Annotated in this window: 16 protein-coding genes, 3 tRNA genes and 1 rRNA gene; 9 read left to right on the top strand and 11 right to left on the bottom strand. The window is 28.9% G+C overall.

Annotated elements, in window-relative coordinates:
• From C4S77_RS06660 to C4S77_RS06650, 3 genes are all read right to left on the bottom strand, one after another.
• Positions 1–711 (bottom strand): 16S ribosomal RNA (locus C4S77_RS06660); the annotation flags it as partial.
• 432 nt (positions 712–1,143) lie between these two features.
• Positions 1,144–3,270: a S46 family peptidase gene (locus C4S77_RS06655; RefSeq protein ID WP_105246896.1), complete on the bottom strand. Its 2,127-nt coding sequence runs from the start codon at positions 3,268–3,270 to the stop codon at positions 1,144–1,146.
• 14 nt (positions 3,271–3,284) lie between these two features.
• Positions 3,285–4,613, bottom strand: a complete 1,329-nt coding sequence (locus C4S77_RS06650) for a hydroxymethylglutaryl-CoA reductase, degradative (protein ID WP_105246895.1) — start codon at positions 4,611–4,613, stop codon at positions 3,285–3,287.
• A gap of 440 nt (positions 4,614–5,053) precedes the next feature.
• Between C4S77_RS06650 and C4S77_RS06645 the strand changes: the two genes are divergently transcribed.
• The 4 genes from C4S77_RS06645 to C4S77_RS06630 all read left to right on the top strand — a co-directional run bounded on the left by C4S77_RS06645 (position 5,054) and on the right by C4S77_RS06630 (position 10,226).
• Positions 5,054–7,222: a helix-turn-helix domain-containing protein gene (locus tag C4S77_RS06645; protein ID WP_105246894.1), complete on the top strand. Its 2,169-nt coding sequence runs from the start codon at positions 5,054–5,056 to the stop codon at positions 7,220–7,222.
• Between the two features lie 255 nt (positions 7,223–7,477).
• A complete protein-coding gene (locus C4S77_RS06640) occupies positions 7,478–8,629 on the top strand; it encodes an MFS transporter (RefSeq protein WP_260209546.1) in 1,152 nt (383 codons plus the stop codon).
• A 590-nt stretch (positions 8,630–9,219) separates the two neighbouring features.
• Positions 9,220–9,609, top strand: coding sequence for a DUF5684 domain-containing protein (locus tag C4S77_RS06635; RefSeq protein ID WP_105194640.1), 390 nt, complete (start codon positions 9,220–9,222; stop codon positions 9,607–9,609).
• 86 nt (positions 9,610–9,695) lie between these two features.
• Positions 9,696–10,226 carry a DUF3828 domain-containing protein gene (locus tag C4S77_RS06630; protein ID WP_105246893.1) on the top strand — a complete coding sequence of 177 codons (531 nt, stop codon included), beginning with the start codon at positions 9,696–9,698 and terminating at the stop codon, positions 10,224–10,226.
• 283 nt (positions 10,227–10,509) lie between these two features.
• Here C4S77_RS06630 and C4S77_RS06625 read toward each other — a convergent pair whose 3' ends face one another.
• From C4S77_RS06625 to C4S77_RS06615, 3 genes are all read right to left on the bottom strand, one after another.
• Positions 10,510–13,473, bottom strand: a complete 2,964-nt coding sequence (locus C4S77_RS06625; protein ID WP_260209542.1) for a DEAD/DEAH box helicase — start codon at positions 13,471–13,473, stop codon at positions 10,510–10,512.
• Between the two features lie 182 nt (positions 13,474–13,655).
• A complete protein-coding gene (locus C4S77_RS06620; RefSeq protein WP_105246891.1) occupies positions 13,656–14,558 on the bottom strand; it encodes a metallophosphoesterase family protein in 903 nt (300 codons plus the stop codon).
• A complete protein-coding gene (locus tag C4S77_RS06615; RefSeq protein WP_221405099.1) occupies positions 14,555–17,173 on the bottom strand; it encodes an AAA family ATPase in 2,619 nt (872 codons plus the stop codon). The genes C4S77_RS06620 and C4S77_RS06615 overlap by 4 nt, the downstream gene beginning before the upstream one ends.
• A gap of 156 nt (positions 17,174–17,329) precedes the next feature.
• Between C4S77_RS06615 and C4S77_RS06610 the strand changes: the two genes are divergently transcribed.
• Positions 17,330–18,580: a hypothetical protein gene (locus C4S77_RS06610; protein ID WP_105246890.1), complete on the top strand. Its 1,251-nt coding sequence runs from the start codon at positions 17,330–17,332 to the stop codon at positions 18,578–18,580.
• Entirely contained in the window at positions 18,580–19,644 is a 1,065-nt protein-coding gene (locus tag C4S77_RS06605) for a hypothetical protein (RefSeq protein ID WP_105246889.1), read from the top strand. Before C4S77_RS06610 ends, C4S77_RS06605 begins: the two co-directional genes overlap by 1 nt.
• Positions 19,645–20,111: 467 nt before the next feature.
• On the opposite strand, the gene C4S77_RS06600 is transcribed toward C4S77_RS06605, so the two are convergent.
• The 4 genes from C4S77_RS06600 to C4S77_RS06585 all read right to left on the bottom strand — a co-directional run bounded on the left by C4S77_RS06600 (position 20,112) and on the right by C4S77_RS06585 (position 21,912).
• Positions 20,112–20,978, bottom strand: coding sequence for a tyrosine-type recombinase/integrase (locus tag C4S77_RS06600; protein WP_260209549.1), 867 nt, complete (start codon positions 20,976–20,978; stop codon positions 20,112–20,114).
• A gap of 645 nt (positions 20,979–21,623) precedes the next feature.
• Positions 21,624–21,697, bottom strand: a tRNA-Arg gene (locus C4S77_RS06595).
• A gap of 21 nt (positions 21,698–21,718) precedes the next feature.
• Positions 21,719–21,791, bottom strand: a tRNA-Pro gene (locus tag C4S77_RS06590).
• A 36-nt stretch (positions 21,792–21,827) separates the two neighbouring features.
• Positions 21,828–21,912: transfer RNA gene (locus C4S77_RS06585), tRNA-Ser, on the bottom strand.
• 202 nt (positions 21,913–22,114) lie between these two features.
• Here C4S77_RS06585 and C4S77_RS06580 point away from each other — a divergent pair.
• From C4S77_RS06580 to C4S77_RS06565, 3 genes are all read left to right on the top strand, one after another.
• Positions 22,115–22,951, top strand: a complete 837-nt coding sequence (locus C4S77_RS06580; RefSeq protein ID WP_221405020.1) for an N-acetylmuramoyl-L-alanine amidase — start codon at positions 22,115–22,117, stop codon at positions 22,949–22,951.
• 24 nt (positions 22,952–22,975) lie between these two features.
• The gene (gene era / locus C4S77_RS06575; RefSeq protein ID WP_105246887.1) at positions 22,976–23,863 is read left to right on the top strand and encodes a GTPase Era; all 888 of its coding nucleotides are present in this window, start codon (positions 22,976–22,978) and stop codon (positions 23,861–23,863) included.
• Between the two features lie 615 nt (positions 23,864–24,478).
• Positions 24,479–25,054 (top strand): hypothetical protein, encoded by a 576-nt coding sequence (locus C4S77_RS06565; RefSeq protein ID WP_105246885.1) that lies wholly within the window; start codon positions 24,479–24,481, stop codon positions 25,052–25,054.
• A 97-nt stretch (positions 25,055–25,151) separates the two neighbouring features.
• Here C4S77_RS06565 and rho read toward each other — a convergent pair whose 3' ends face one another.
• Positions 25,152–26,789, bottom strand: coding sequence for a transcription termination factor Rho (rho, locus tag C4S77_RS06560; protein ID WP_105246884.1), 1,638 nt, complete (start codon positions 26,787–26,789; stop codon positions 25,152–25,154).
• Positions 26,790–26,935: the final 146 nt, after the last annotated feature.

Genomic DNA, 26,935 nt, shown 5'->3' with positions numbered 1-26,935 from the left:
GGTGTTCTGTGTAATATCTATGCATTTCACCGCTACACTACACATTCCAGCTACTTCAATACTATTCAAGACTCGCAGTATCTATGGCAGTTCTACAGTTAAGCTGTAGGATTTCACCACTGACTTACAAATCCGCCTACGGACCCTTTAAACCCAATAAATCCGGATAACGCTCGCATCCTCCGTATTACCGCGGCTGCTGGCACGGAGTTAGCCGATGCTTATTCGTATGGTACCTTCAGCACATTACGCGTAATGTGGTTTATTCCCATACAAAAGAAGTTTAAAACCCATAGGGCTGTCGTCCTTCACGCGGGATGGCTGGATCAGGCTCTCACCCATTGTCCAATATTCCTCACTGCTGCCTCCCGTAGGAGTCTGGTCCGTGTCTCAGTTCCAGTGTGGGGGTTCACCCTCTCAGGCCCCCTAAGGATCATTGCCTTGGTAAGCCGTTACCTTACCAACTAACTAATCCTACGCATGCCTATCTATATCCGATAAATCTTTTAATACAATGTAAGGCTACATCATATGTTATCCGGTATTAATCCGAGTTTCCCCGGGCTATCCCCGTGATATAGGTAAGTTACATACGCGTTACGCACCCGTACGCCGGTCTCTCTTGAAGCAAGCTCCAAAATACCCCTCGGCTTGCATGTGTTAGGCCTCCCGCTAGCGTTCATCCTGAGCCAGGATCAAACTCTCCATTGTAATTCTTTTAATCTTACAAAAGTTTTTTCCTGCACCCTAATTCTTAATAGAGCTTTCCCAAGTCGTTTTTGCTACTTTTTATCTTAAAATTTTTATGTCAATGATCTGTTCGTTTTCGCTCCTCTCCTTACTTCTCTTTTCCTCTGTTCCTGAGTTGCGGGTGCAAAGATACATACTTTTTATTCCCTCACAAATTTTTACAAAACTTTTTTTGATATTTTTTTATTCATCCTCTAACTCCTTATCACTATATCTTTATTTATCAATATTTTATATTCTATTTTTTTATCACACTTTTTTTTACTTTTTTTCGCTCATTTTCCTCGTTTATCTATTTTACCCCTCCTTTCTCTCTCTTTTTATTTATCCGGTTGTTATTATTCTTTTCTATTCTCTCGCGCGCTCGTCTTATCTCTCTCGTTCTTTTGCCTCTTATTTTATTGTCTTTATCTCTTTTAATGTTTCTGTTGACCCATAATATTTCTCTATTATAAACAATACAAAACGAATGTCTGTATTAATACATCTTTGAAGTTCGTTATCAAACTGTATGTTTCCGCTCATTGCTTCCCAATTACCATCAAAGGCCAATCCTATTAATTCTCCTTTTCCATTAATTATTGGGGAACCTGAATTTCCTCCTGTAATATCGTTATTAGAAAGAAAATCTATAGGTAATTCTCCATTTTCATTGGCATATTCCCCATAATCTTTGGCATTATACAAATCAATTAGTTTTTGTGGCAAATCAAATTCGGCATCATCTTTTTTATATTTGGCTATCATACCTTTTAAGGTTGTGTAATAGTTTAATTTTGCATCATTGGGTTTTTGCGGATTATCTTGTAAGGTCTTCACGGTCCCATAAGTCAATCTCATTGTGGAATTGGCATCCGGATAAAATTTAACATTTGGAAAAGTTTTTTCTAATCCTTTAATATATAATCTTTGTGCTTGATTAAAATTATCCTCTAATCTTTTATTTTTAGAATCTTTTTGCATATATAATGATATTAGATCTTTAGATAATATATATAAGGGATCTTCGTCAATTAGTTTTTTGTTTGGGTTATTAATGTAATTTATTATTTTTTCTTTGGATTCAAATATTGAATTATTAGCCAAAGTTTTAAATTCAGTTTCTTTTAATATATGATTTCGTATAGATTGTGGCAAGTTGTCTATATTTACTTTTATTATATACAATCCAATTAATTCTTCTAACAAATCTTTTTCTACTTCTGGATATATTTTTTGATACATGGAATTAACTGATTCTATTAACTTGGATTTCATTGCTTCTCTACCCATTTCATTTTGTTCTGTATAGGTCTTTAGCATATCTCCTAGTTTTGAGGGTATAACTGCATATGAACTGGATCTCATTACACCAAACAAATACATTCTTTCTCTTATTGTATTGTTTGTTTGTTTGTAATAGTTCTCTAGGTCTGATAATACATTTTTATAATTTGTTTTTTCTGACCATTGGGCAAATTGTTTTTCTTTTTCTATTTTATCTTCAATTACTTTATTTTTATTTATAGCTTCTATCATTCCTATTCTATTCTTCCAATAATTAGCTAAACTTGCATATTTTCCTGCATAATTTAATTGAATAGCTTTATCTCCATCCATATGTTTTTTAAGAACATCCATAGCTTTTTTGGAAGCTTCAATAAACGGTGGATATTCATAAGATATCAATTGTTGAATTCCATAAGAAGATAAATATCTGCTGGTTGTTCCCGGATAACCTATAACCATTGTGAAGTCTCCGGGCTTTACACCTCCTATGTTTAAAGTTAAAGAATGTTTTGGCGTATATGGAATATTTTCATTAGAATATTCTGCCGGATCTCCATTTTTATCTGCATAAATTCTAAACATTGAAAAATCTCCTGTGTGTCTGGGCCATTCCCAATTATCTGTATCTCCTCCAAACTTACCTATAGAGGAAGGAGGCGCTCCCACAAAACGTATATCTTTATAATCCTGATATACGAAATAATAAAATTCATTTCCATGAAAGAAAGATTTTACAACAACTGTATATTTATTATCCGAATTGTTTTCTTTTTCTATTTTATCTGATTCAGATTTAATTATTTCTGCTCTTTCTTTTTCTGTTTTAGCTTTTTTCAATAAATTATTGATTCTTTCTGATACATCACCCATTTTTACTAAAAAACGTACAAATAAATTTTTGGCAGGTAATTCCTGTTGTGTATTTTTAGCCCAATATCCATTTTTTAAATAATCATTTTCCGGTGTGGATAATTCAGCTATATTTGAATATCCACAGTGGTGATTGGTAAGAACTAATCCTTGATTCGAAATAATTTCTCCTGTACAGAATCCACCAAAGCTAACAATTGCATCTTTTAGACTGGAATTGTTAACGCTATATATTTCTTCGGGTGTCAATTTGAGCCCTTCCTCTTGCATATCTATGTAATTCAATCTTTTTATAAGCATCATTAACCACATTCCTTCATCTGCTTTAGCAGGAATAAGGGTTAAAAATATAAGACAAAGGCATAGTAAAGTCTTTTTCATATGTTTATATTTTATTATTGTTTTTTTAATTTATTAAATTCTGAAATAACTTGGTGATAGGAAACGGTTTTATCTTTAAAATAATTTACTAAATATTGTTTTTCTTGCTCTGTGGCTCCTAATTGATTCAAAATATTTAGTAAATGCATTTTCATGTGCCCTTTTTGTATTCCTGATGTTATTAAAGATCGGATTGCGGCAAAGTTTTGAGCTAATCCTGCAACTGCAATAATTTGCATTAACTTTTCTGCCGAAGGATTACCCAGTATTTGTAGTGAAGCAATAACTAAAGGATGTAATTGGGTTAATCCTCCTACGATACCTATTGCAAGCGGAAGATCTATCCAATAATGAAATTTTCCATTTTCTATGTAACAATGGGTTAAACTTTTATATTTTCCAGTTCTTGATGCATAGGTATGTACACATGCTTCAACAGCTCTAAAATCATTTCCTGTTGCTATTACTACAGAATCTACTCCGTTCATTATTCCTTTATTATGTGTAGCCGCTCTAAATGGATCTACTTCCGCTATACAAATAGCTTGTTCAAATTTCCATGCAAAATCTTCAGATGATATACCATTTTCATCTCCTAAATCTTCTATTTTACAACTTACTTCTGCTCTAGCAATACAATTTGGGGTATAATTCGAAAGTATCGACATGACTATCTGCAAAGATTCTTTCTCAATTTGGGTAAACATTTCTGATCTCTGAATTTGTTCTATTATAATCCTAGACATTTGTTCCAGACAGGAATTTATAAAGTTTGCCCCCATACTATCTTGTGTATCAAATGTTACCTGAATTTGAAAATAATCATTAAGGTCATTGGTTTTATCTAGTAATTCAATATTAGTAATACCTCCTCCCCGATTACGCATGTTTTTTGTGATCTCTTCTGTTTCTATTAATAATATATTTTTTAAATAATTTGAGAACCAGTTATTTAATTTAGATTTATCTCCTTTATATAAAAAATGAACATGCCCTAATTTTAAATTCCCTAATATTTTTGTTTTGAATCCCCCTCGTTCTAACCAAAATTTTGCTGATTTTGAAGCTGCAGCTACAACAGAACTTTCTTCTATAACCATTGGAATGGCATATATACTTCCATTTATAAGAAAATTGGGAGCAATCCCAAAAGGCATATAAAAATTTGAAATAGTGTTTTCAGAAAATTCTTCATGAAGCTTTTGTATTTCAGAATCTTCATTCCAATATTGGGTCAGTATTTTTTTTATTGTTTGGGGATTATTGGTATAATTATCTACCAACCAGTTAATTTTTTCTTCTTTATTTAGTTTGGAAAATCCTTCTACTATTTTATTTATCATTTTTAGAGATGTACACATTAAACTGAAACAAAGTTATAATAATATTTAACTATCCTTTAAATCTATTGTATTAAAAAGTAGTTTACAACACTATATAATATATTTTTTAAAAGTAGATAAACTTTACTATTTCTAAATTAGAATTTAGTTTTCCCAATTTGTCTAATTATATTTTCTTTTATTTTTCTATTCTTTTCGCAAATATCTTATAATCTTTAAGTTATTAAATATTTTGTGTATTTATTATTTATGTGTCCATAAGAGTTTTCTCAAAAATTCTTATGGAAATTTACAATCTATATAAAAAACTAAGGAATTATACATTTCCTATTTTAATAGAATCACTTTTTTTAAGAATATAAGTTTCGATAAAAATGGTTTTCTTACTTTTTTGATTTTTTTAATCAATTGCTCTACCTTTGTAAAAAATTCATAGTTAAATGGAAAGCATTCCGAAATCTATTACGAATATTGAACAAAAACTTGCTTTTGATTTAGCTAATTTTACTAATAAAAATTTATTTATCACAGGAAAAGCCGGAACTGGAAAAACAACTTTTTTAAAGGAATTAAAGGAAAAAACTCAAAAACGTTCCATTGTTGTTGCTCCAACAGGTGTAGCTGCAATTAATGCCGGAGGGGTTACCATTCATTCATTATTCGGTTTTCCTCTTACCAGTTTTATTCCTTCTGATGATAATTGGATAGACCGAAATATTGCTATAACCAAAGGTGAACTCCACCAACATTTCAGGTATAATAAGGACAAACAAAAGTTGCTATTAGAATTAGATCTTTTGATTATTGATGAAGTATCTATGCTAAGGGCTGATATTTTAGATGCCATTAACTGGGCTTTACAGCACACTAGAAGAAACCCTTCTCCTTTTGGGGGTGTACAAATAATTATGATAGGAGATATGTATCAATTGCCCCCTGTTATTAAGGAAGTACAATGGAATATTTTAAAAAATTATTATAAAAGTCTTTTTTTCTTTGATGCATTAATTTTAAAAGATAATCCTCCTGTTTGTATTGAATTTAAAAAAGTTTACAGACAGGAAGACCCTATTTTTATTGATTTACTTAATGCGGTAAGATACCAAGATTTTGATTCCATTGATTTTGAATTATTACATGAAAGGTATAATCCTGATTTTATTCCAAAAGAATCTGGCTATATTACCTTAACTACACATAATTATATTGCTGACTCAATTAACCAAAAAGCATTAGAAAAACTAAATAAACCTATTAAGTTTTTTGAAGCTATAATAGAAGGAACTTTTCCTGAGAATTCTTATCCTACAGAAATTGAGCTAGTTTTAAAAGAAGGTTCCCAAATCATGTTCATCAGAAATGATAGTTCTGGAAATAAAAGATATTTTAATGGGAAAATTGGTTTAATTGAAAAAATAGAAGATTCCGATATTTATGTTCGTTTTGAAAATCAAAAAGAACTTTTATTACTTGAACATGAAGTTTGGAAAAATATAAAATATACTCTAAATAAAGAAAACGGAAAAATAACTGAAGAAGAATTAGGTTCTTTTTCGCAATATCCTATCCGTTTGGCATGGGCCGTTACTATCCATAAAAGTCAAGGATTAACTTTTGATAAAGTTATTATTGATGCAGGAAAATCTTTTGCTTCGGGACAAGTATATGTAGCTCTAAGCCGATGTAGAACTCTTGAAGGAATAATATTAAAATCTATAATTCATAATCATAATATTATTCAGGATGATAAGATCAATGAATTTCAAAAGCAAATGTGGAATGTTCGCGAACTGGAAAACATTTTGAATGAAGAAAAGTATATTTTTGGACTTGAATCTCTCTTTAAATCTTTAAATATTCAAAATCTAATTTTAGATTTACAAGAATGGAGAAAAAAAACTATTGAGAAAAATATTCCGGAAAAACAACAAGTATTGGAATTAATTACTTCTATAGATGAATGCCTACATTCCCTTCAATTAATTAATAAAAAATTCAGAAATACTTTACTCGCCCAATTATATGAAAATACTTTTGATAAAAATGAACATTGGGATAAAATTCAAAAGCGGGCATCTAAGGCTGTAGAATATTTTGCAGAAGAACTTTTTCAAAAAACATGGAAACCTGTTATTACCCATTATTTGGAATATAAAAAGAAATCTCGAATTACTCAATATCTTAAACTAGTTAATGATTTTGAAGGAAACATAAAATTAAAAATAAAATCTATTCTTTTAACTTTTCTTATCGATCAAAGGCTAACATATAAAGAAAGTAATTTTATTTCTGATGAAGGAAATATATCTCATATAAATACTGACAATACTGTAAATATTACTTACCAACTTTTACAAGAAGGAAAAAATATGGCTCAAATTGCTAAAGAACGTAATTTGGCAGTATCTACAATAAGCAATCACATTTCTAAACTTATATCTAAAAATAAAATTTCTGTTTATGATTTTGTTAATAAAGATAAGTATGCATTAATTGAAAATGTAATTAATAAATTTGATAACCCTGAATTAAAAAAAATAAAGGAAGCTTTAGGAGACGATTTTTCTTATGATGAAATAAAATTTGTAAGAAGCCATTTAAGCAAATAAAATATAAAAACAAGAATGGTTTTCACTTATTATAATCCCTAATATTAATATATCTGCTTTTTTTGATTTACGTTTCTTTTCAAATCAGTGTATGTACAATTGATATACTTAATCATAATTTCACAGCTAATATTTGTTAGTCCAATTTTTTATGTTTGTTTATTTTTATAGCATAATTATGTATTAGCAATTAAAATGAAAAACAATAATTAATTTTGAGATAATAATTATACTTTTGTTCATCAATTGCAATCTATGTATTTCATAAAAAATCATTTACCCAGAATTGCAGTCACCATTTTATTCTTTTTTTTCGGTGGTGGATTTGCTTCTTGGGCCTCACGAATTCCTACAATAAAATCAAAACTACAGGTTTCTGATTCTGATTGGGGTTTGGTTTTACTATACCTCTCGATCGGGACGTTAATAACGCTCCCTTTTGCGGGAAATCTTATTTATAAATTGGGAAGTAAAAAATCTACACTTATTTTTATAATCCTATATTTATTATTTCTTATTGGAATCGGTTTTTGGGATACTTTATGGCAACTAAAACTCAATCTTATTGCTTTTGGAGCAATGGGGAATCTTACTAATATTGCTATAAATACTCAAGCTGTTAATGTTTCTCGTGCATATAAAGGACAAATTACAGGATCATTTCATGGATTTTGGAGCATCGGAGGGTTTATTGCTTCCTGGCTGGGAGCTTTTATGATTAGTAACTCTACTCCTCCTCTTCCACATTTCATTATTTATTCTTCAATCGGAATTATTATAAGTTTAGCCTTGTTTAAATTTTTAGTCCCTATAGATTATTATCCTGAAAAAAACGAAGAGAAAACTAAAAATGAATTTCAGTTCCCTGATAAAACTTTAATTGTATTAGGCATTTTAGCTTTATTTGCTATGATTAGTGAAGGGTCTATGACCGACTGGTCCAGTGAATATATGAAGAGTATTGTAAAGCCCCAAAAAGAATATATTGGGTATGGGTTAACAGCTTATATGTCCACCATGTCTGTCGGACGATTTATTTCAGATTTAACCGTTCGTAGATTTGGCCCCAATAAAACCTTAAAGATCAGTGGTGTATTAATCTTTTTAGGTCTATCCATCACTGTGTTTTATCCTAATTTTATTATGACTATTATCTCCTTTATGATTGTAGGATTAGGTATTTCAGCAATTGTACCTTTGGTTTATACCTTAGCTGGTAAATCGAAAACCATAGCTACCGGAAAGGCTCTTACTATTGTAACCAGCATTGGTTTTATAGGTTTCTTTTTAGGGCCTCCCTGTATTGGATTTATTGCTGAAAAATTTACTTTACGTATTGCTTATGCTATCATTTCAATTTTTGGAATTGGAATTGTATTTCTCAGTTCTTTTATTTCTAAAGATTAATATTATTAAATAAACTTCATATAAACCCAAAGTATATGTACATAAACAAATAATATACGTTCTTATAACTCAATGAGTATTTTTGTTTAATTTATTATGTGCATAATTTTTTATAATTATAATTAAAGATCATTTAACATAAATATTATACGTATTTTAAGTTATATTATACATAGATAGCAATAAATTTATCCAAATGATAATTTAGGCAATATTTAGAATTTATCGTAAAAAAAAAATTTATAAGTTTAAAATTCTGAACTTTGAAATAAAATAAAATAAATAAACTTCAATTTATGATATTTATTCACATTATAAATAATATAATAATCAATTTGTTATAAATATTATCATATTATATTTTCTTAACTTAATACATAAACATAAATTATAAAATATTTTTATAAAAAGTTTACTCATATTATTTTTCATATTGATATATAAATTTATTAATTAATTTAATTAAAAAATATATTTTAAATTATTTCAATAATAAAAACATAAATTTTTAACATTAATAAATATTAATTTAAAAATATTAATAAAATAGAAAAAATTATTTTTGCAAGCGAATAAAAAATTTATAAACTATGAAAAATTTTATATTTTGGTTGGTTCTTTTAGTTATTATTTTAGTAAACTTAGTTTCAACATGGAAAATTTACGAAAAAGCTGGGGTTCCGGGTTGGAAGGCAATAATTCCTTTTTACAATATTTGGGTTTTAGCGGAAATTGGCGGTAAACCCGGATGGTGGTCCTTATTAAGTTATATTCCTTGTATAGGAATATTTGCTGTTGTTGCTTTATGGATGGAAGTATGTAACAAGTTTAATAGAAACAGATTTTTTACATTAGGAATTATCTTATTACCTTTCGTTTTTTTACCTATGCTAGCTTTTAAGGAAGATATTCAATATGAGAATTCTGATAAAAATGATATGCATGAAAGTTTAGAAAATATAAATAAACAAGTAAATTAAAAATTTGTATTATTTATTATAAAAAAACCTTTAAAAATTTTTAAAGGTTTTTTTATATTTTTTAAAATAAAAATATACTTTATCATATGAAAAAAATTTATTTCATTTTAGTTTTAACAATTTTCATTTTTATAAATTGTATAGGAGAATCAAAAAAGATTTATAGTAAGGATATAAATGTAAACACAAAAATTTTTTATGGAGATACAATACAAGGAATTAAAACCTTAAAAGAATTTTATTTCAAAGTTTATGGTAATGATACAATTTCTAATTCTTCTATGGAAGATTTACAAAGAAAATTTGTTTCCGAACGTTTATTAAAGAGAATTGATAGTTTAAGTGAAGAGGATAATTATATTTTAGATTATGATCCTTTCATTCAAGGTCAAGATTATTCTGGTGAAATAATTAAAAAAACTTTAAAAGTGAAACCTTTAAAAAATCAAAATGAATATAGAGTTAGCTTTTTTCTTTTTGATGAAAAAAATGAAAAAGAGAAAAACATAGATTTTCTTTTGAAAAAAGATAAAAATGGAAATTTTATTATCTATAGTATTATAAATAATGAATATTTAAACTTTAATGATCCCTTAGTAAATAAGCAATCTAATTAATAGGTTAATACAAAAATTATTCTTATCTTAATATTGTCTAATAAACAAAAATATTGTAAACTCTCTTAAAAAATAAAACTAGTAAAGAGTTTATTTGTAAGTAGGTTTCTGAATATTTGTAAACAATCTTGTATTATAAATTAATAATTATTAACCGTTTATTAATAAAAAGCTAATTCAAATAGTAACGATTTAGTTTTACATTTTTACATTAATTTACAAATATAAAAATTGTTTAAAAAATCATATTTCGTCAATATGAAAATAAACTGCATCTATACCTTTAATTAAGAACCCTAGCCATAGTATTGAAATAATTACATGAAGCCCATAACTTCTTATTTCCTATAACATAAAAACGTTTCTTTGCTCTTGTTAAGGCAACATTCAACATATTAGGTTTTTGAGAAGCCCAATTTCTAGCTCCAGAAGAAGACGGGTTACTTCCTAGCACAAGAAAGACAATATCAGCTTCTTTACCTTGAAATTTATGTATTGTTCCGCAAGAGATGTTTTTTTGATTTTTAAATTCACTCGTACAATAACTAGAAACAGATTTAAAAGGTGAAATAACATAAATATTACCTCTATAGCCAGTTCTCTTCAACTCTCTGATTCTAGTTTTAAGAAATTCTATTTCTTCAAGAATAACATGTTTATTATAAGGTGTGGATGTACATTCAACATGAAACCAAGTGGATGCACCAATAAATTCTTCATCTGAGTTTTTATTAATAGCTTTCACCATTTGATTATTATATGCAATCTGATTTGCAATTGAAAACATAGGGTCATCACATCTTCTATGTGTGCGAAGAGGAAAACCGGTCCATATCTTCTCTTCCGAATCTCCGATTTGCATATAGGTGCCAAATAAAGAAATCCTATCTGCTAGCTGCTGTACTGAAACTTTACAAGGAGACCAAACTAATTCTACATTACATTCTTTTCTCAATCTAGTTACTAATTTTTCTGGCATTGAAACAACAGGTTCCACTTGCAATGGGTCTCCAACAATCACACATCTTTTTGAGCGATGCATCAATCCAGCAACTGATTGAGGTGTAGCTTGTCCTGCCTCATCAATCAGCAACCACCCAATCTGGTTTTTAGCAATATTGGGGAATAATCTACTTGCCGATGCCAATGTCGTAGACACAACAGGGACACATAAAAAAAATGTATCCCATAAGTTTTGAGCTATCTTCTTTTCAACTGTTACCCAGCCGGAAAGCATTTCAAAAAATGCGTTCAAGTTATTCTTTATATTTTTAGCATTTACAAGAATAGCATCATGATGTAATTGGAGTGCTGTAATAAATATATCACTTCTTAGTTTTGCTACTTGAGGAGAATGATACGGGTTCGAAAGATGTATTTTATCTAAATCTTTTTTCCAAAAATCAATATCAAATATGTTATTTATATCTATTCCATACCCTTTATTTAGAATATCTTGTAATTTTTTATAATCTACAAAAAATGCATTCAGTTTAAATAAGTCTTTTTTTATAATCTCTTTCTTCGTTGACAATTCTTTTGAATTATCTCTATTGAGTGAGAGTGCTTTCCTTGCATTATCTAATGATACATCTAATGATCGTAATCTATTAATAATCTCTTTTGTTCCAGAACTCCACTGTTTATAACTTTTTGTGGAAAATAGTTTTTGAATAAAGAAGAGTGTTGGTTTTCTTTGCAAATGTGCATTCAGTAGAATTTGAATTCTATCTGCATCTTGTCTTACCTGATTTTCTTTCCCTATAAGCTTTGTTTGCTCATACGATAGATTAGATAAATTTTCATCAATTATTGTGAGTTTACGTGTAAGTTGTATTTCTTTTTGCCTGTTCTTAATATAATCTGGAAGCAATCTATGAAATAAAGATGCTTGCTCTTTAAAATCCTCAAACTTTTTTAGTAAATTCTTAAATAACTCATTATGTTTGATAAAAGAGTCCTTATATATAGATGTTTCATCACTATCAGGATCTTTATAAATATCGTATAACAAATTTTGAAATCCATTAAATCCATTTTGTTCTGCTGTTTTCCCCGATTGCCAGAAAGCTTTTCTAAACATCTCTCTGTTTTTCATATTTCCCAAAGCTGCTGCGACAACTCCCCAGCTATCTTTTTTTATCAATGATTGTGAACAGATAGAGAAATAATCAATATCAGTAAAAGTTTTTGTGTCAATATTCTCTTTTTGAGGTAGTTCTTTGCTTATATTTTCAACTGCAGCATTATTATTGCTAGCTACAACTATACCGAAATTATTTTTTAGAGATTGCTTTAGATTGTAAGTATAATAGTTATAACCTGATTCCTTTTCAATTTTCTTAAAGCCTCTCTCGAATAAATTATCACAACCTAAATCAGAGATAACCTTTGCTCTCTCAACAATAATTTCGGCAATAATATCTTTCAATAGGGTTGTTTTTCCTGTTCCCGGGGGACCATTCACTCCTTGTATACCTTCAGCATCTTTTAGATTAGAAAAAATTGAATTTACAGCTCCCACTTGTGCTGAATAAAGACCGTATTCAATATTTGAAGGCCACCTTCCGCAAGTCATAGAATCTGGACTAAAGCTCTCAAAGAGTAGCTCTTTATTTTGTATTAGATCTTTTCTTTTACCAATTGAAGGTGCTTGTTCTAAATATAATTGAAGAGCCGTTCCTAATTCATTCTTTTTGATAGATGAAAGATAGTCTAAATCATTTAAATAAAAACTATTCAGAAAGCCAGTATTAGCTTCGCTATCTTTTGGAACACTTTCCTCTAAAAGATAAATACCGATACTTTGATCCCACCATTTGTTGATATCTTTTAAATACTCAATTTCTTTGTTGAGGTGTTCCCATAAGACTGTTTCTCCTTGAAGAATCTGTTTTCCATTAATCTCAACGAGTCTGAAGTTATATCTGTCTGGAAAATCTGTTTGCGATTTTTTCAGAGCATCACTAACAGACGAGAGACTTATATTTTGCTCTAATGCACCAATTCCGAATGTGTAACTAGCCGTAACATAATCATTTTGTTGAGGACAACCTTTCTCATCTAAAATCAATGCAAATAAACAAGTAAAACCGCTAACAAGTTCTTCCCAATCATTTGGGCTATCACTTTTCAATAAACTATTGAGGTGGTCAACAATTATTTTCTTTCCAATCTTACCAAAAAATAGAGTATAACGCCATTTATAATTTTTATTTATAGGCTTATCTGTCTTAAGCCATGGCAAGAAATCTCCTTCTTTGAGAAGATAAGCATCTTTATTTAAATCTGGGAGATCGAATATTTCAACATTCCTCCAGAATTTTAGTATATCTTGTTGTTTCAATTTTTGTGAAAATTTAAATTTATGGACAGTAAGCCCAATTTATATTTGTAATTCTTCTTCAAAAGTGTATAATCTAGATATATTCATGTTTCCAATCTAGTTTTATATTTCATTAATAATTTATTGCTTATTTTTAAATTACTTCTTACATATGCAGACTTATTTAATAGAGCGAGGGTTTCAAAGTCTAAGCGTTTTATATCTTTCAACTGATTATGCTCTATCTTCATCAAATAGGCTCCTTGCTTATAATATTTCTCTGAGAAAGACATGGGTAGAGGACTTCCTGCGTAACGTACATTTTCATACCCTGAAACTCGTTGAGCTTTATACAAATGTCCCAAGGCTGTGTAAACAATATCTGATTTATCGAAAACTTCGGGCGATATACATTCCAATCCGTTGATAATAGTTTGTTCTGAACGGTCGTTTTTATAAACTTCCGAGCCTGTGGCTTGTAAATATCCCATGACGATAATAGGCAAATCTTTTCCTTTTATCTGTTGTAATTCTGAGTGAAGTTGGTCATAAAGAGCAGAAACTCCTTTGGCATAACTTTCGGCATTGGGATAATCTCCCTGACGAAGATAAGGAATGGCAATACACCAAGCCTCTATTTTTCTATCTTTGGACAAAGGAATAAAGAGTTGGCGATTATCAATTTCTCCATCCTTATTTTTTCGCACAACTCCTCTTATATGGACATTCATCTCTTCTAATAGAGGGTTTGGGGCTTCTAGTCGTCCGGCAGAATCATGATTGCCTGCAATAATAACAATCTGTAGATTGGAATTTTCCGTTGTAACTTCCCTCAAAAAACGATAATATATCTTTTGTAATTCAGCTGAAGGGTTCGGACCATCAAATATATCTACTCGTTGTTCTTTGATCATCTTTTCTAACCAATCTAAAAAGAAAATATGCTCTTCTTTTTGATCATAACCGAAGAAGTCTATATTCCAATCTGCAGTGTGGAGAAGTTTCATAATTCTATATTATGATCAACTTTTATACTTTTACACAAAGCTTTAAAATGCTCAAAATCTTTACTTTTTACAGCTCTCAAAATCAATTGGGCAGTTTCTTCTGCTTCAGCAATATCTTCAGGTATTGTACCTCTCTCTCCCCATGTTAAATGAGAATATTCATTTATTATTCTGTTCACTCTTGGATGGATTGCACCATCAAATAATTTTGATAAATAATCATTTAACGGATTATGTGTATCAGGATATTTATAAAATAAAAAACATTCAAGAAATTTCCTCATATTATTGGGTAAATTATATAGGAGGCTATATTCATTCTCATATAAATTAATTTTATTCTCATCAGGCAATGCCATTTTATATATTTGTCCAAATAGAAAATTATATTCTGTAGTATATGTACTTAGATATTTAGGCATATATCTCATATGACTTTGAGATATAGAATCATTCTTATTTTTATATATTAAATAATGATTCCAACTTTTCTGGGATGTCTCTTTCCCATCTCCTTTCATTATTTTATCGAATGGTACTGTTAATCTTTTTAGATATCTTAAAAATTCAAGATTATGAGTAGAGATAAAAAGTTGATTATAATTTTTAGTTTTAGTTATAATAGATTCAATTAATCCGAACATGAAGAATATATGATTATTATCAAGACTAGATATTGGATCATCAATATATACGATAAGATTATCTTTTGCTTTAATATCTTTTAGTTCATCTTCAATTTTAGCCATAAAATAACAAAATGCAATAAGGCTACACTCTCCTTCACTTAAATTTTTTGCCTCTTGATTGCTCCGTTTAACAACAAAACGAGTTTTCACTTCTTCATCTATTTGTTGTTCGGATGGTTCTAATTTTAATCCGTCAACTCCAAAGAAATCAGTAAGGTGTTTATTTATTTTTTCAGCAGCTTTACTCTCATCTTTTAACTCTTTCTCCAAATTTGCCTTTTCAGCTTCTAATTTGGAGATGGTTATTTTGATCTTCTCATAGTTTTCACTTGAAACTTCCGCTTTTATTTTAGCTTCATCAATTGCTTTAACCAAAGATGTATATTTTATATCATTTAAGAATTTTATTATGGCATTATAGCGTAATGATTTTCGCGCAATATTTTTATCTTCTTCTATTGATTTGCTTTTATCTTCATTTTTTCCAATTAAAACATTTAGCTCATTTATTATGGAATTAAGATCAACAGGTTTTTCTTCTATTTCAGAAAAATCTATTTCAGTCAGAGGTATAAATATATTTTGCAAGCGTTCTTCGAGTTTTTTCTCTAAAATATCTATTTGACTATTTTGAGTTTCGATTGCTTTATTCCATTTTTTCTCAATTGTAGTAAACTCAGCTAATAATACGGTGTAAAATCCATCGCTTTTTACATTATTTGCAGTTAGATAATTATTAATTTCAGAGCGGAATGAATTTAATTGATTTAATGTATTCTTAATACATTCTTTCAGCTCTTCTGATTCCTTACTAAAATGCTCATCTATTTTCTTACGTCGTTGTAAAGTAATTGGACTACCACAAAAGCCACAAGTTTCTCTATCTTTATGTAAATCCCTTCCCTTATCAACCCAGTCTTGGAGTAAATCATTTTCTATGAGCTCTGCCAATGTATTTGTAAGAGTAATCTTTTTAGAAAGTAATTTTTTTGAGGCTACTACATAGTCAAGAAAATTCAAACTAATTGAAGGAACTATTGAAATAGGATTTTTTCTTACCTCGTTAATAATGTCTTTCTGTTTATCTACTTCCTTTTCCGTTAAAGTAGAAGTCAGGTTGTTATTAATAATATCCTGAATATCTTTTTTTATTTTAGTTATATTGTAAAAGTCTACTTGTCTTGCAAATAAAGGATTTATCTTTATATCATAATTTGCCTTTTCAGTAAGCCTCTGGGTTAAATCATCAGCAAGTGACTTGGCTTTCTTATCATCATTCTCTTTTTCGATTTTTTTACGATTTTTATCAGAATACAAGGAGCCTTTCTTATAAGAGTTAGTTTCTTCATCATTCACTCCTAATTGATTATCGATATCTTTGATTTTGCCTTCAATAAAAGTATTATCTCCGCCGAGTAAAGTAAAAGGCAAAATTTCACCCTCTTCATTGTGAAGCCAGCTTAAATTATCTTTTACAAAATCAGTATTATATACTCTGATATTTTTTGAATAAGTAAGATTAGATTCATTGATAATAGTCCCATCATCATCTGTTGAAATCGTAAATTTAGCATCTGGATAATCTTTATGAATTTCCTCTTTTTCTACACATCTAAATATCCTAGACAGTGTAGTTTTTCCAGAGTAATTTCTACCATAGATTATGTTTACTTTTTTGAAAGAATGTTTGTCCGGGTCGCTACCAATTTCAGAATTCCAACTATAGTCAAAAAACAATCCAAACTTTTGTATATCGATTTTCTTGATCATGGTAAAAGAACTGAAGTTTGTTATCCCTACAAATATAACATAAAAAACCTCTGTAAAGTTAATTACAGAGGTTTTTCTTATTTTTTCCTGAGTTGGAATATTCTCAATCTTGTGATCGCGAAAGGATTCGAACCTTTGACCGTAAATATCTAACATTCCAACATATAACAAATTTTAAATTTGGATAGGGGTACGTATAGGGGATTATTTTAAAACTAAATTCTTTTTTTAAAACAATTAAATAAAAAAATTTAATTTTATTTTAATTACTAATATTTAATTATATTTGTATACGAACCTATATTATAAACTATGGAAAAAAGAACAGAGGGTGCATGGCTTATTAATCATACAAAAAAATTATCCGAAATAAGAAATTCTCAAGATTTTGAAGATATAGAACTTGCCGGAAAATGTGGTATTTTTCTCTCTAATTTAGCTGCCTCTGATAAACAAAGCGAGCTAAATTCAGATAAAGTTAGCGCTATTGCCAAAGTTTCAGATATAAAAAAAACTGAAATTGAAACTATTAAAAATACTTTAGAAGAAGCTAAACTCATAGATTGTGGAAATAATGGCTCAATCTCTGTATTAGGAATTACAACCTCATCTGTTTTAAATCATACTACAGACATCTTTAACAATAATAATCCCTCCAATTTTCAGTGTGCCGCAGTAGAATTAGCAGATAATATATCAGATTTACCTAAAGAGGAAAAAATACTTAATGAATATATTTCTGATATTTATAAATTAAATGAATCTGAAACAAATGATTTATTTTCACAAGCCGAAGAAATAGGCTTTATTGATTATGAAATTTTAGATAATGATTCAAAATTTTATTTTAATGGAAATTTATTTCGTAGGGACGGGATAAATAAAACTAATGCTATTTTATCATCTTTAAAAAATGAAGAAATAAATAAAATAACTGAACTTGATCAAACATTAACAGCAAAAGGGTGTATATCATTAGAAACAGCAAATTCAATTCTGGGAGAGAATTTACTTTCAAAATTACACTCAATTGGTATGTATGATTTTAATGAAGTTAGTAATTCCCATGAAATAAAAACATTTATCACAAAGCCATCTGCATTTTCAAAATATGGAGATCCATTTGAAGAAGATGCTTTGGATTTAGCAAAAGCATTTGTATCTTCGCTTTATTATGGAATGAATTTTAGCACCCGTGGGAGAGGAAAAATTACTATGCTGAAATCTCTTTTACAAAAATTAGTAAATGGATATGACGTAGGGCCAGCAACAGCAATTGGAGAAGATTATAAATTACTTGAACTCAAACGTGTTATCCAACTAATATCAACACCTAATAGTTCAATGTACTATATGCGTCTTCTTAAGAAAGATGTTGGTACTTTAGCAATGCAGGTATTAGAATTTGGTGATACTTCAGAACAAACAGTTATGACTAATATTCATTCTGGAAGTGTTACAAACTATGTTGGGCCAGAACAAAAAAGAATTTTTAATCGAAAAAAACAAAATGTACAGTCTAAAAAATCAGTAGCTGAGCTATTAAGAACATTTAGAAGTTAATGGAAAATCAACAAAAAATATCAAAAGGAGAATTGATGGAAGAATTATTACGAAATTATTTTCTTAATTCTGGTTATTATGTTGTTCGTGGTATAAAATATAAATATGCTGGTTGTGATATTACAGATATAGATTTATTTTTATACGGACGTTCTTCAAGTCTAAGCAGACAACGCATCAATGTAGATATTAAAAATAAAAAATCACCTCAAGCATTTGAAAGAATTTTATGGGTTAATGGATTAATGAAATTATTAAATTTTGACGCGTGCATTGTTGCCACAACAGATCAAAGGCCCATCATACACTCATTTGCACAATTACATAATACTATAGTATTAGATGGTTCTTTTTTATCTAAACTGAGAGCAAATAAATTCCCTAACCGACTGACTGAAGAAGAGCTTACTATAAACTTATCTAAACATAAAAGTTACAAAACCTTTAATAATAAAGATTGGAGATATATCTATGAATCATCTAAATCCAAATTATTATCAGAACAAGATTTTTCAGGATTTAATTCTTCTTTAATTTTTTTAAAATATTTTTTTGAAAAAGCTATTACTGATATTCAAAAAAGAGAAGATGCTACAAGAATGATTTATTTAATTCTATCTCACACATTAATTATTATTGATTTTATTATTAAAGATATTGCATTTCTAGATATAAATGAGCGAGAAAAAAAATTATCTGATGGATTAAAATTTGGAAATTTAGGACAAGATGGTGTTGATAAAATTATGTCCATGGTTGTTCAAATATCTGGAAATAAATCTGCCAATACCTTTTTGAAAACTTTAGATAAATTCCCAACAAACATTTTAAAAGAATTTTTTAGCAAAAATGAAAATACTAAAAATCTCTTTAATTGGTCAAAAGAATTTGAGAATTTAGGCTATAATAAGATTTTTATCAGCCCTAACCAAATCGCCCCCCCTCTAAAAGGAGTTATGTCCATCTTCTTAGATTTTTTAGAAATAGAACGAAAAAAATTTTTTAATATTTTCCAAAAAATAATTCAAACTAAAATTGAAATTCCAGAAGATAACAAAGAATAATTCACATTAGTATAGTATTTAGCTTAAATTTTAAATTACTTGCCTCATTTATTTTTACAGGTATTCCGAAAAAATATATCTTATTAATCTTAAAAAAATCGGTTTAATATACCTCTAGTATCAGCCTGATTAATTTTTCTACTTAAACGTAAAATAAGTCCATAAAACCACTTAAAAATATTATTTAGAATAGGATTAAGTCAATTCCCCATTTCATAATATAAAAAACTTATATAAATTAAGAAATTATATTTTTTGTTTTTTATCTTTGATTAATGTAAACTAATTCTAATCTATAGAAAAAATGGGGGAAAATCCAAAATTATTGGAGAATTTGGGAAAAAACAGTAGATAATTTTCTCAAATTAATCGGATGGGGAGAAGCTCCTCGAAATATTGAGTTTAATTGCCATAAAGAAAAACATGACAAAACAACTTATGGACTAGATTTTTTCTTTCCTTACAAATCACCCCTTGTTGACAATACTTTTTATAATATCCTTCATCATGGCTTTATTAGAATTTACATAAATCAAAGATTGATTGACATTCTTATGCCCCATTAACTTCATAATCAGAAAAGCATTTACATTATGCTGCCCTAATAAAGAGCCGAAGGTATGACGAGACCAATGAAAAGATAATTTCGGGTCTACCTCTGCCATCTCAGCTATTTCTTTCAACATTTTATTTACATTTTGGTTAGATACATTTCTAAAAATTGGTTCATCTTTCTTTTTAAATCTTTGGTATTTCAAGGTTATTTTAAGAGAGTTTTTAGATAAGGGAATGTTAACTATTTCTTTAGTTTTTTGCATTTCAACAGAAAGCATTCTACTACCCCAATTTTTTCTCGTTATTCTATTTACATCAGAAAACCTTAGACCAGTATAACAAGCAAGTAAAAATTTATCTCTTGTTAATCCTAAACTATCATTTAATTCCAGATTTTTAATTCTTTCTACTTGCTGTTGAGTAAGAAAATGGGTCTTATTTTTAGGATTTACATACTTTAAATCGTCATAAGGATTAGAATCAATAAATTTTAATTTTTTTGCAAAAATAATTACGGTCTTCAGATTTTTATATTTATTCCAAACTCCCCCGATTCCTGTTTCCCTTTTCTCTTTTAGGTAGCAGTCAAATTTCTGAATAAAATTTAAATCAATGTCATATAAATGTAAATTAGGTCTGATTTCTTTCAGTATTTTACCCAAAAGCCTATAATGGTACTGAGTCCCTTCAGTAATATCAGAAAATTTTCTAGGGCAAAATGTATTCTCAAAAAAAGTATAAAAATCTTTAGAGTTTTCTTTCCTAAAATAAGTCTTAATTTTATCCAGAATTATAGGCTTTCCTCCTAAAATAAACTAATTAATAAAACCCTTTACATTTTGTTCCTCTCTATCCAGCCTATTATTTAAACTAAGATACCCTTTCCCTTTAAATCTCTTTTTTACTCCATCCCTATTATTAACCCCTTCAGAAATACTTAAAGGAAGTTTTAGACGATTTCCATTTAATGTAATTTGTAATTACATTGGGCATTTTCAATTTTGTTTCATCTTATCTGTACGGATAATTGCAAATACAGAAAAATTAAATTTGTTTACCATATTAATCCCATTTTATTGGTTACATCTATTATATAATAGCTCCAAGACATAATTATCATTAGCTAAATGCGAATTTTGACAGCAAACATCAAATCAATTCATTGATTAAATGAACATTAACCTAAATTATCAAACTTTAAAAAAACAAGGGAAATAATAATTAATAGTAAATAACCCTAATCAATAGGTTTTCTACAATTTATAGTTAGATAACAAAGGGGGACGCTATAGGGGGAATAAATTTAGTGATTTTTGACTAAAAGTGACGAATTGTATTTTGCCTTTATAAATAAAAAAACCTCTATAAATATTATTTACAGAGGTTTTATAATATTTTTTCGAGTGAGTTACTCTTAAAGATTGTGATCGCGAAAGGATTCGAACCTTTGACCGTCTGCTTAGAAGGCAGATGCTCTATCCAGCTGAGCTACGCGACCCTCCTTTCGGATTCTATTAAGTCGGGGTGACAGGACTCGAACCTGCGACCCTCTGGTCCCAAACCAGATGCGCTACCACCTGCGCTACACCCCGTAAATTTCTTAATGATCTAGATTTAACTTCACGCTGCGGAGAGTGTGGGATTCGAACCCACGCGACGGTTTCCCGTCGACAGTTTAGCAAACTGCTCCGTTAACCACTCCGGCAACTCTCCTAATTTGTTACTATTGTTGACAAATTGGAGTGCAAAAGTAGCAGTAAGTTTTTATTTATGCAAGTATTTTTATAAATTTTTTAACTTATTTTTGTTTATTCGTTTTATACCTTTGTACGGTTAATTCCAGTATATGAAACACATATTATTTTTATCTCTTATCTGTATATTTTTGACCAGTTGTGGATCATCTAAAAAAATTATGGTTCAGACTAAAGTTATACATGACACAGTGTATGTAACCGATATAAACCCTAAATACCATGTAATTACTGAAGCTAAATTACCTAATTATGTGATTTCCAAGGAATACTTTCCTTCCCAGGCTTATGATGATAGAATTAAATTCTTAGTACTTCATTATACAGTATCTGACTATCCTACCTCTATAAAAATACTAACTAAAAAGAATGTGAGTGCACATTACTTAATTCCTGATACTCCTAATGATACAATACAATTATTGGTAAGTGAAGATAAACGTTCCTATCATGCCGGTTATAGCGCCTGGAATGGAAGAGAAAATCTGAACGATACTTCCATAGGCATTGAAATAGTAAATAAAGGCTATGTAAAAGTTGGAGATTCTTTGATATTTCAACCGTACTATGATTTCCAAATCAAAAAAATAGCAGCCTTGGCTCAAAATATTATCAGCCGTTATGATATAGATCCTACCTATGTAGTAGGCCATTCAGATATTGCTCCTTTAAGAAAACAAGATCCAGGGCCTTTATTCCCGTGGAAAACTTTATATACTCAATATAATATTGGGGCTTGGTATAATGATGCCGACAAAGAACTTTTCTTAGAAAAATTTATTTATGATACCTATCCTTATAATTCAGCTCTTGAATTTCAAAAAGGATTACAAAAATACGGTTATAAAATAGACAACACCGGCGAATGGGATAAAAATACAAAAGATATTGTACGTGCTTTTCAATGGCATTTCAGACCAGAAAAAGCCGATGGTATAGTAGATGCTGAAACCTGGGCAATATTACAAGCTCTGAATAAAAAATATCGTTCTAAATAACCATTAATCATTACTATTTAATTTATGGCTCATAAATCCGGTTTCGTCAATTTAGTAGGAAAACCTAACGTAGGTAAATCAACTTTAATGAATGAGTTGATGGGTGAAAAATTATCTATTGTAACCTCAAAAGCCCAAACTACTCGACATAGAATTTTTGGAATTTGGAGTGATGAAGATACACAAATTGTTTTTTCAGATACTCCGGGTATCATTATGAAACCAATTTATGAATTACATTCAAAAATGAATGATTTCGTTAAAGAAGCTTTTCAAGATGCAGATATCATTATTTATATTACAGAATTTGGTGAAGAAAAATACTTGTCTGAATATTTAATAAAAAAATTAAATGCAGTTAAAATTCCTGTTTTAGTTCTGATTAATAAAATAGATAAATCCCAAGAAACCCATTCCATTACTAAAGGAGTAGATTTTTGGCATTCCCTTTTACCTAAAGCAGAAATACTACCTATTTCTGCTCTTTACAAACTTAATACTGAACTTATTCTCCCTAAGATAAAAGAATTGTTACCTGAGGCTCCTGCGTATTATGATAAGGAATTATTTACAACACTTTCTGAACGTTTTTTTGTAAATGAAACTATAAGAGAAAAAATATTACTTAATTATCAAAAGGAAATCCCTTATTCTGTTGAAGTGGTAACAGAATCTTTTAAAGATGAAGAAAACATAATCCGTATAGAATCAATTATTTATGTAGAAAGGAACACTCAAAAAGGAATAATTATAGGTCATAAAGGAGAAAAAATTAAAAAAGTAGGAACTCAAGCACGTATAGATTTAGAAAATTTTTTCAATAAAAAAATTTATTTAAATCTTTTTGTTAAAGTAAAAAAAGACTGGAGATCGAATGAGCAAGATTTAAAAAAATTTGGTTATTCAAAATAAATATATGTTCTTTTTTAGAAATATTTTTTTGTTATATACTTTGCTATTTTTAGTAATTTCATGTCATTCAAGCAAAGAAAAGAACACTTTATACCTAGAAAATAACCTTAATATCCAATCATCATTTCTTTATAAACCCCAGAAAATAAAAATAGATTACCATAAAGACACTAATTTTATTTATAAAATTTTTAATTCTCAACAAATAACAAAATATACTTTATTTAAAAAACCAATCAATATTATTTTTTAGACCATTTAGATAAATTTGATTAGAGATATATAAAACACTCCTATTTACTTTTTAAAAAATAAAGGGGCTGATAGTTGTTATCCTATCTCTAAACTCAATATTTATAACTATTCTAATTTTAAAGATTTACTTGGGTTCGATTTATGTTTTTCGAAATTGAAAAATAATAATTTTACTACCATTATCCGATTTAATAGTAAAGATACTCTAGCTTACAACCAAAATTATTATTATACTAAAAATACAGGATTTATAAAATTGCTTTTAGATATGATGGCAGCTTATATTAGTATCATTTGAAAAAATAATATGTTCTTCATTTCATTCTATATTTCTTACCTTTGCCAAAACTTGTCTATATAATGAATAATAAATATATAAAACTTATTATTGCTGCATTAATTATTGCTGCCGGAATTTATTTCATGTTTAATCGTCAAATTGGTTTAGGAATTTTAATTGTAATTTTATCATTAATTCCTATCCTTTTATTTTTCAGAAATGAATACATCTTGTTAGCATTTTGGAAATTAAGAAAACAAAACCTTTCAGAGGCTCGAAAATGGTTAAATAAAATTACAAATCCTAAATCTCAATTAGTAAGAAAGCAAATGGGGTATTATAATTATCTTATGGGAATTACTGAAGCACAGGATAATCCATCTAAAGCCGAATCTTATATGAGAACTGCATTAGACTACGGATTAAGTTTTAAACATGACCGTGCTCTTGCTACCTTAACTATAGCTTCTGGTACTATGATGAGAGGGAATAAAAATGAAGCGGAACGATTGTTAAATGAAGCAAAAAAATTAGATACTTCTAATATGTTGGGAGATCAAATAAAGATGATGAAAGAGCAAATGAAAAAAGTAAATGTTTCACGAAGTAATATGATTAATCCAAATATGAGAAGTCGTTCCAGATATATGAAATAACCCACTTCTTTTTCAACATCAAAAAATAAAAAAAGCTAATTGTTATCGATTAGCTTTTTTATTAAAAAAATAGATTTATGTTGATTAAATTCAATCCCTATTTATTCATAGTAAGAAGAAATTCTTCATTTGAAATAGTCCTGTCAAGTCTGCCTTTCAAAAATTCCATAGCTTCCAACGGATTCATATCAGCTAAATGGTTTCTAAGTATCCACATTCTTTGTTGGGTTACTGCATCTAATAGTAAATCATCTCTACGGGTGGAAGAAGAAACAAGATCAATAGCAGGATAAATACGTTTATTAGCAATTTTCCTATCTAATTGTAGTTCCATATTTCCTGTACCTTTAAATTCTTCAAATATCACTTCATCCATTTTAGATCCTGTATCAATTAAAGCAGTTGCTATAATGGTTAATGATCCTCCTCCTTCTATATTTCTTGCTGCTCCAAAAAAACGTTTCGGTTTATGTAGTGCATTGGCATCTACTCCTCCAGAAAGAACTTTTCCTGATGCTGGAGAAACAGTATTGTATGCTCGCGCTAATCGAGTAATAGAATCTAACAATATGACCACATCATGTCCGCATTCTACCATTCGCTGTGCTTTTGATAATACTATATTGGCAACTTTCACATGTTTTTCGGCAGATTCATCAAAAGTTGAAGCTATTACTTCTCCTTTTACACTTCTTTGCATATCGGTTACTTCTTCCGGGCGTTCATCAATTAATAAAACAATCATATAAACTTCCGGATGATTTATAGAAATTACATTTGCTATGTCTTTTAATAAAAGTGTTTTCCCTGTTTTAGGTTGGGCTACGATCATTCCTCTCTGACCTTTTCCTATTGGAGAAAATAAATCTACTACTCTTGTTGAAAGAGTTGCTCCTGTTCCTGCTAACTTAAATTTTTCTTCCGGAAATAAAGGAGTTAAATGTTCAAAAGAAACTCTATCTCTAACAAAAGAGGGCTCCCTACCGTTAATTTCTTTAATTTTAACTAAAGGAAAAAACTTTTCTCCTTCTTTAGGAGGTCGAACTTCTCCGGTAACAGTATCTCCTGTTTTTAATCCGAAAAGTTTTATTTGAGAAAGAGAAACATATACATCATCCGGGGAAGAAAGATAATTAAAATCTGAAGATCGCAAAAATCCATAACCTTCCTGGGTTATTTCTAGCACTCCCTCAGTAATTATAATACCTTCAAATTCATAATCAGACGATTTGTATTTATTTACATTTCCCTGTTTGTAATTATTTTTAAAATTATTGTCTCTTAGTTTTTGAAAATTCCCTTTTTCATCACTGTCTTCAAAATTATTTTTTTTATCCTCTCGGGGTTTTTGAAAATGTGTACTATCTGCACTTTTTTGTAGAATCACCTGGGGCTTTCTGTATACAAAACCCTCTTTAGCTGTATCGTCAACCATATCTATCTCAAAGTTATCTTCATCTTTTATGGATTCAGAATCTTTTTTTCCTTGTGAAAACAGTGTGTTTCTTTGACTATTTGAAGGTATTCTTTTTCTAGGTTGTTTTGCAACAATTAAAGTTTCTGCTTTTTCAGGAACTTCTTCTAATTCCTTTTTATCTTTATTTTTAATTTGACCGGATAATATGGCATCTATTAACTCTGATTTTTTTAACCCCGAACTTTTAATTTTTAATTGATCAGCAATGACTTGCAATTCAGCAACTCTCATTGATTTAAGCTTCTGTTCTTCAAGCATAATTTATGTCCGTAAATAATTTTAATAATTTGATTTTAAATATTTTTTATAGAGATTTTAAAAAAAGTAGAACTATATAAAATAATATCCTAATCACAGTAGATTTAATTGGGCAATATTACAAAATATTTTATTAAAACACTAAT

The sequence above is a fragment of the Apibacter adventoris genome (assembly GCF_002964975.1).
Classification (GTDB): domain Bacteria; phylum Bacteroidota; class Bacteroidia; order Flavobacteriales; family Weeksellaceae; genus Apibacter; species Apibacter adventoris.
The sequence above is the reverse complement of the archived record's forward strand: the minus strand, read 5'-3'. Positions and strand labels throughout refer to the sequence as shown.

Bases quoted from the DNA above. Each gene is read 5' to 3' on its own strand.
- rho (WP_105246884.1), bottom strand. From the start codon at position 26,789: ATGCTTGAAGAACAGAAGCTTAAATCAATGAGAGTTGCTGAATTGCAA.
- C4S77_RS06640 (WP_260209546.1), top strand. From the start codon at position 7,478: ATGTATTTCATAAAAAATCATTTACCCAGAATTGCAGTCACCATTTTA.
- C4S77_RS06655 (WP_105246896.1), bottom strand. From the start codon at position 3,270: ATGAAAAAGACTTTACTATGCCTTTGTCTTATATTTTTAACCCTTATT.
- C4S77_RS06645 (WP_105246894.1), top strand. From the start codon at position 5,054: ATGGAAAGCATTCCGAAATCTATTACGAATATTGAACAAAAACTTGCT.
- C4S77_RS06650 (WP_105246895.1), bottom strand. From the start codon at position 4,613: ATGATAAATAAAATAGTAGAAGGATTTTCCAAACTAAATAAAGAAGAA.
- C4S77_RS06615 (WP_221405099.1), bottom strand. From the start codon at position 17,173: ATGTTAGATATTTACGGTCAAAGGTTCGAATCCTTTCGCGATCACAAG.
- C4S77_RS06565 (WP_105246885.1), top strand. From the start codon at position 24,479: ATGAATAATAAATATATAAAACTTATTATTGCTGCATTAATTATTGCT.
- C4S77_RS06630 (WP_105246893.1), top strand. From the start codon at position 9,696: ATGAAAAAAATTTATTTCATTTTAGTTTTAACAATTTTCATTTTTATA.
- C4S77_RS06620 (WP_105246891.1), bottom strand. From the start codon at position 14,558: ATGAAACTTCTCCACACTGCAGATTGGAATATAGACTTCTTCGGTTAT.
- C4S77_RS06580 (WP_221405020.1), top strand. From the start codon at position 22,115: ATGGTTCAGACTAAAGTTATACATGACACAGTGTATGTAACCGATATA.
- era (WP_105246887.1), top strand. From the start codon at position 22,976: ATGGCTCATAAATCCGGTTTCGTCAATTTAGTAGGAAAACCTAACGTA.
- C4S77_RS06610 (WP_105246890.1), top strand. From the start codon at position 17,330: ATGGAAAAAAGAACAGAGGGTGCATGGCTTATTAATCATACAAAAAAA.
- C4S77_RS06635 (WP_105194640.1), top strand. From the start codon at position 9,220: ATGAAAAATTTTATATTTTGGTTGGTTCTTTTAGTTATTATTTTAGTA.
- C4S77_RS06605 (WP_105246889.1), top strand. From the start codon at position 18,580: ATGGAAAATCAACAAAAAATATCAAAAGGAGAATTGATGGAAGAATTA.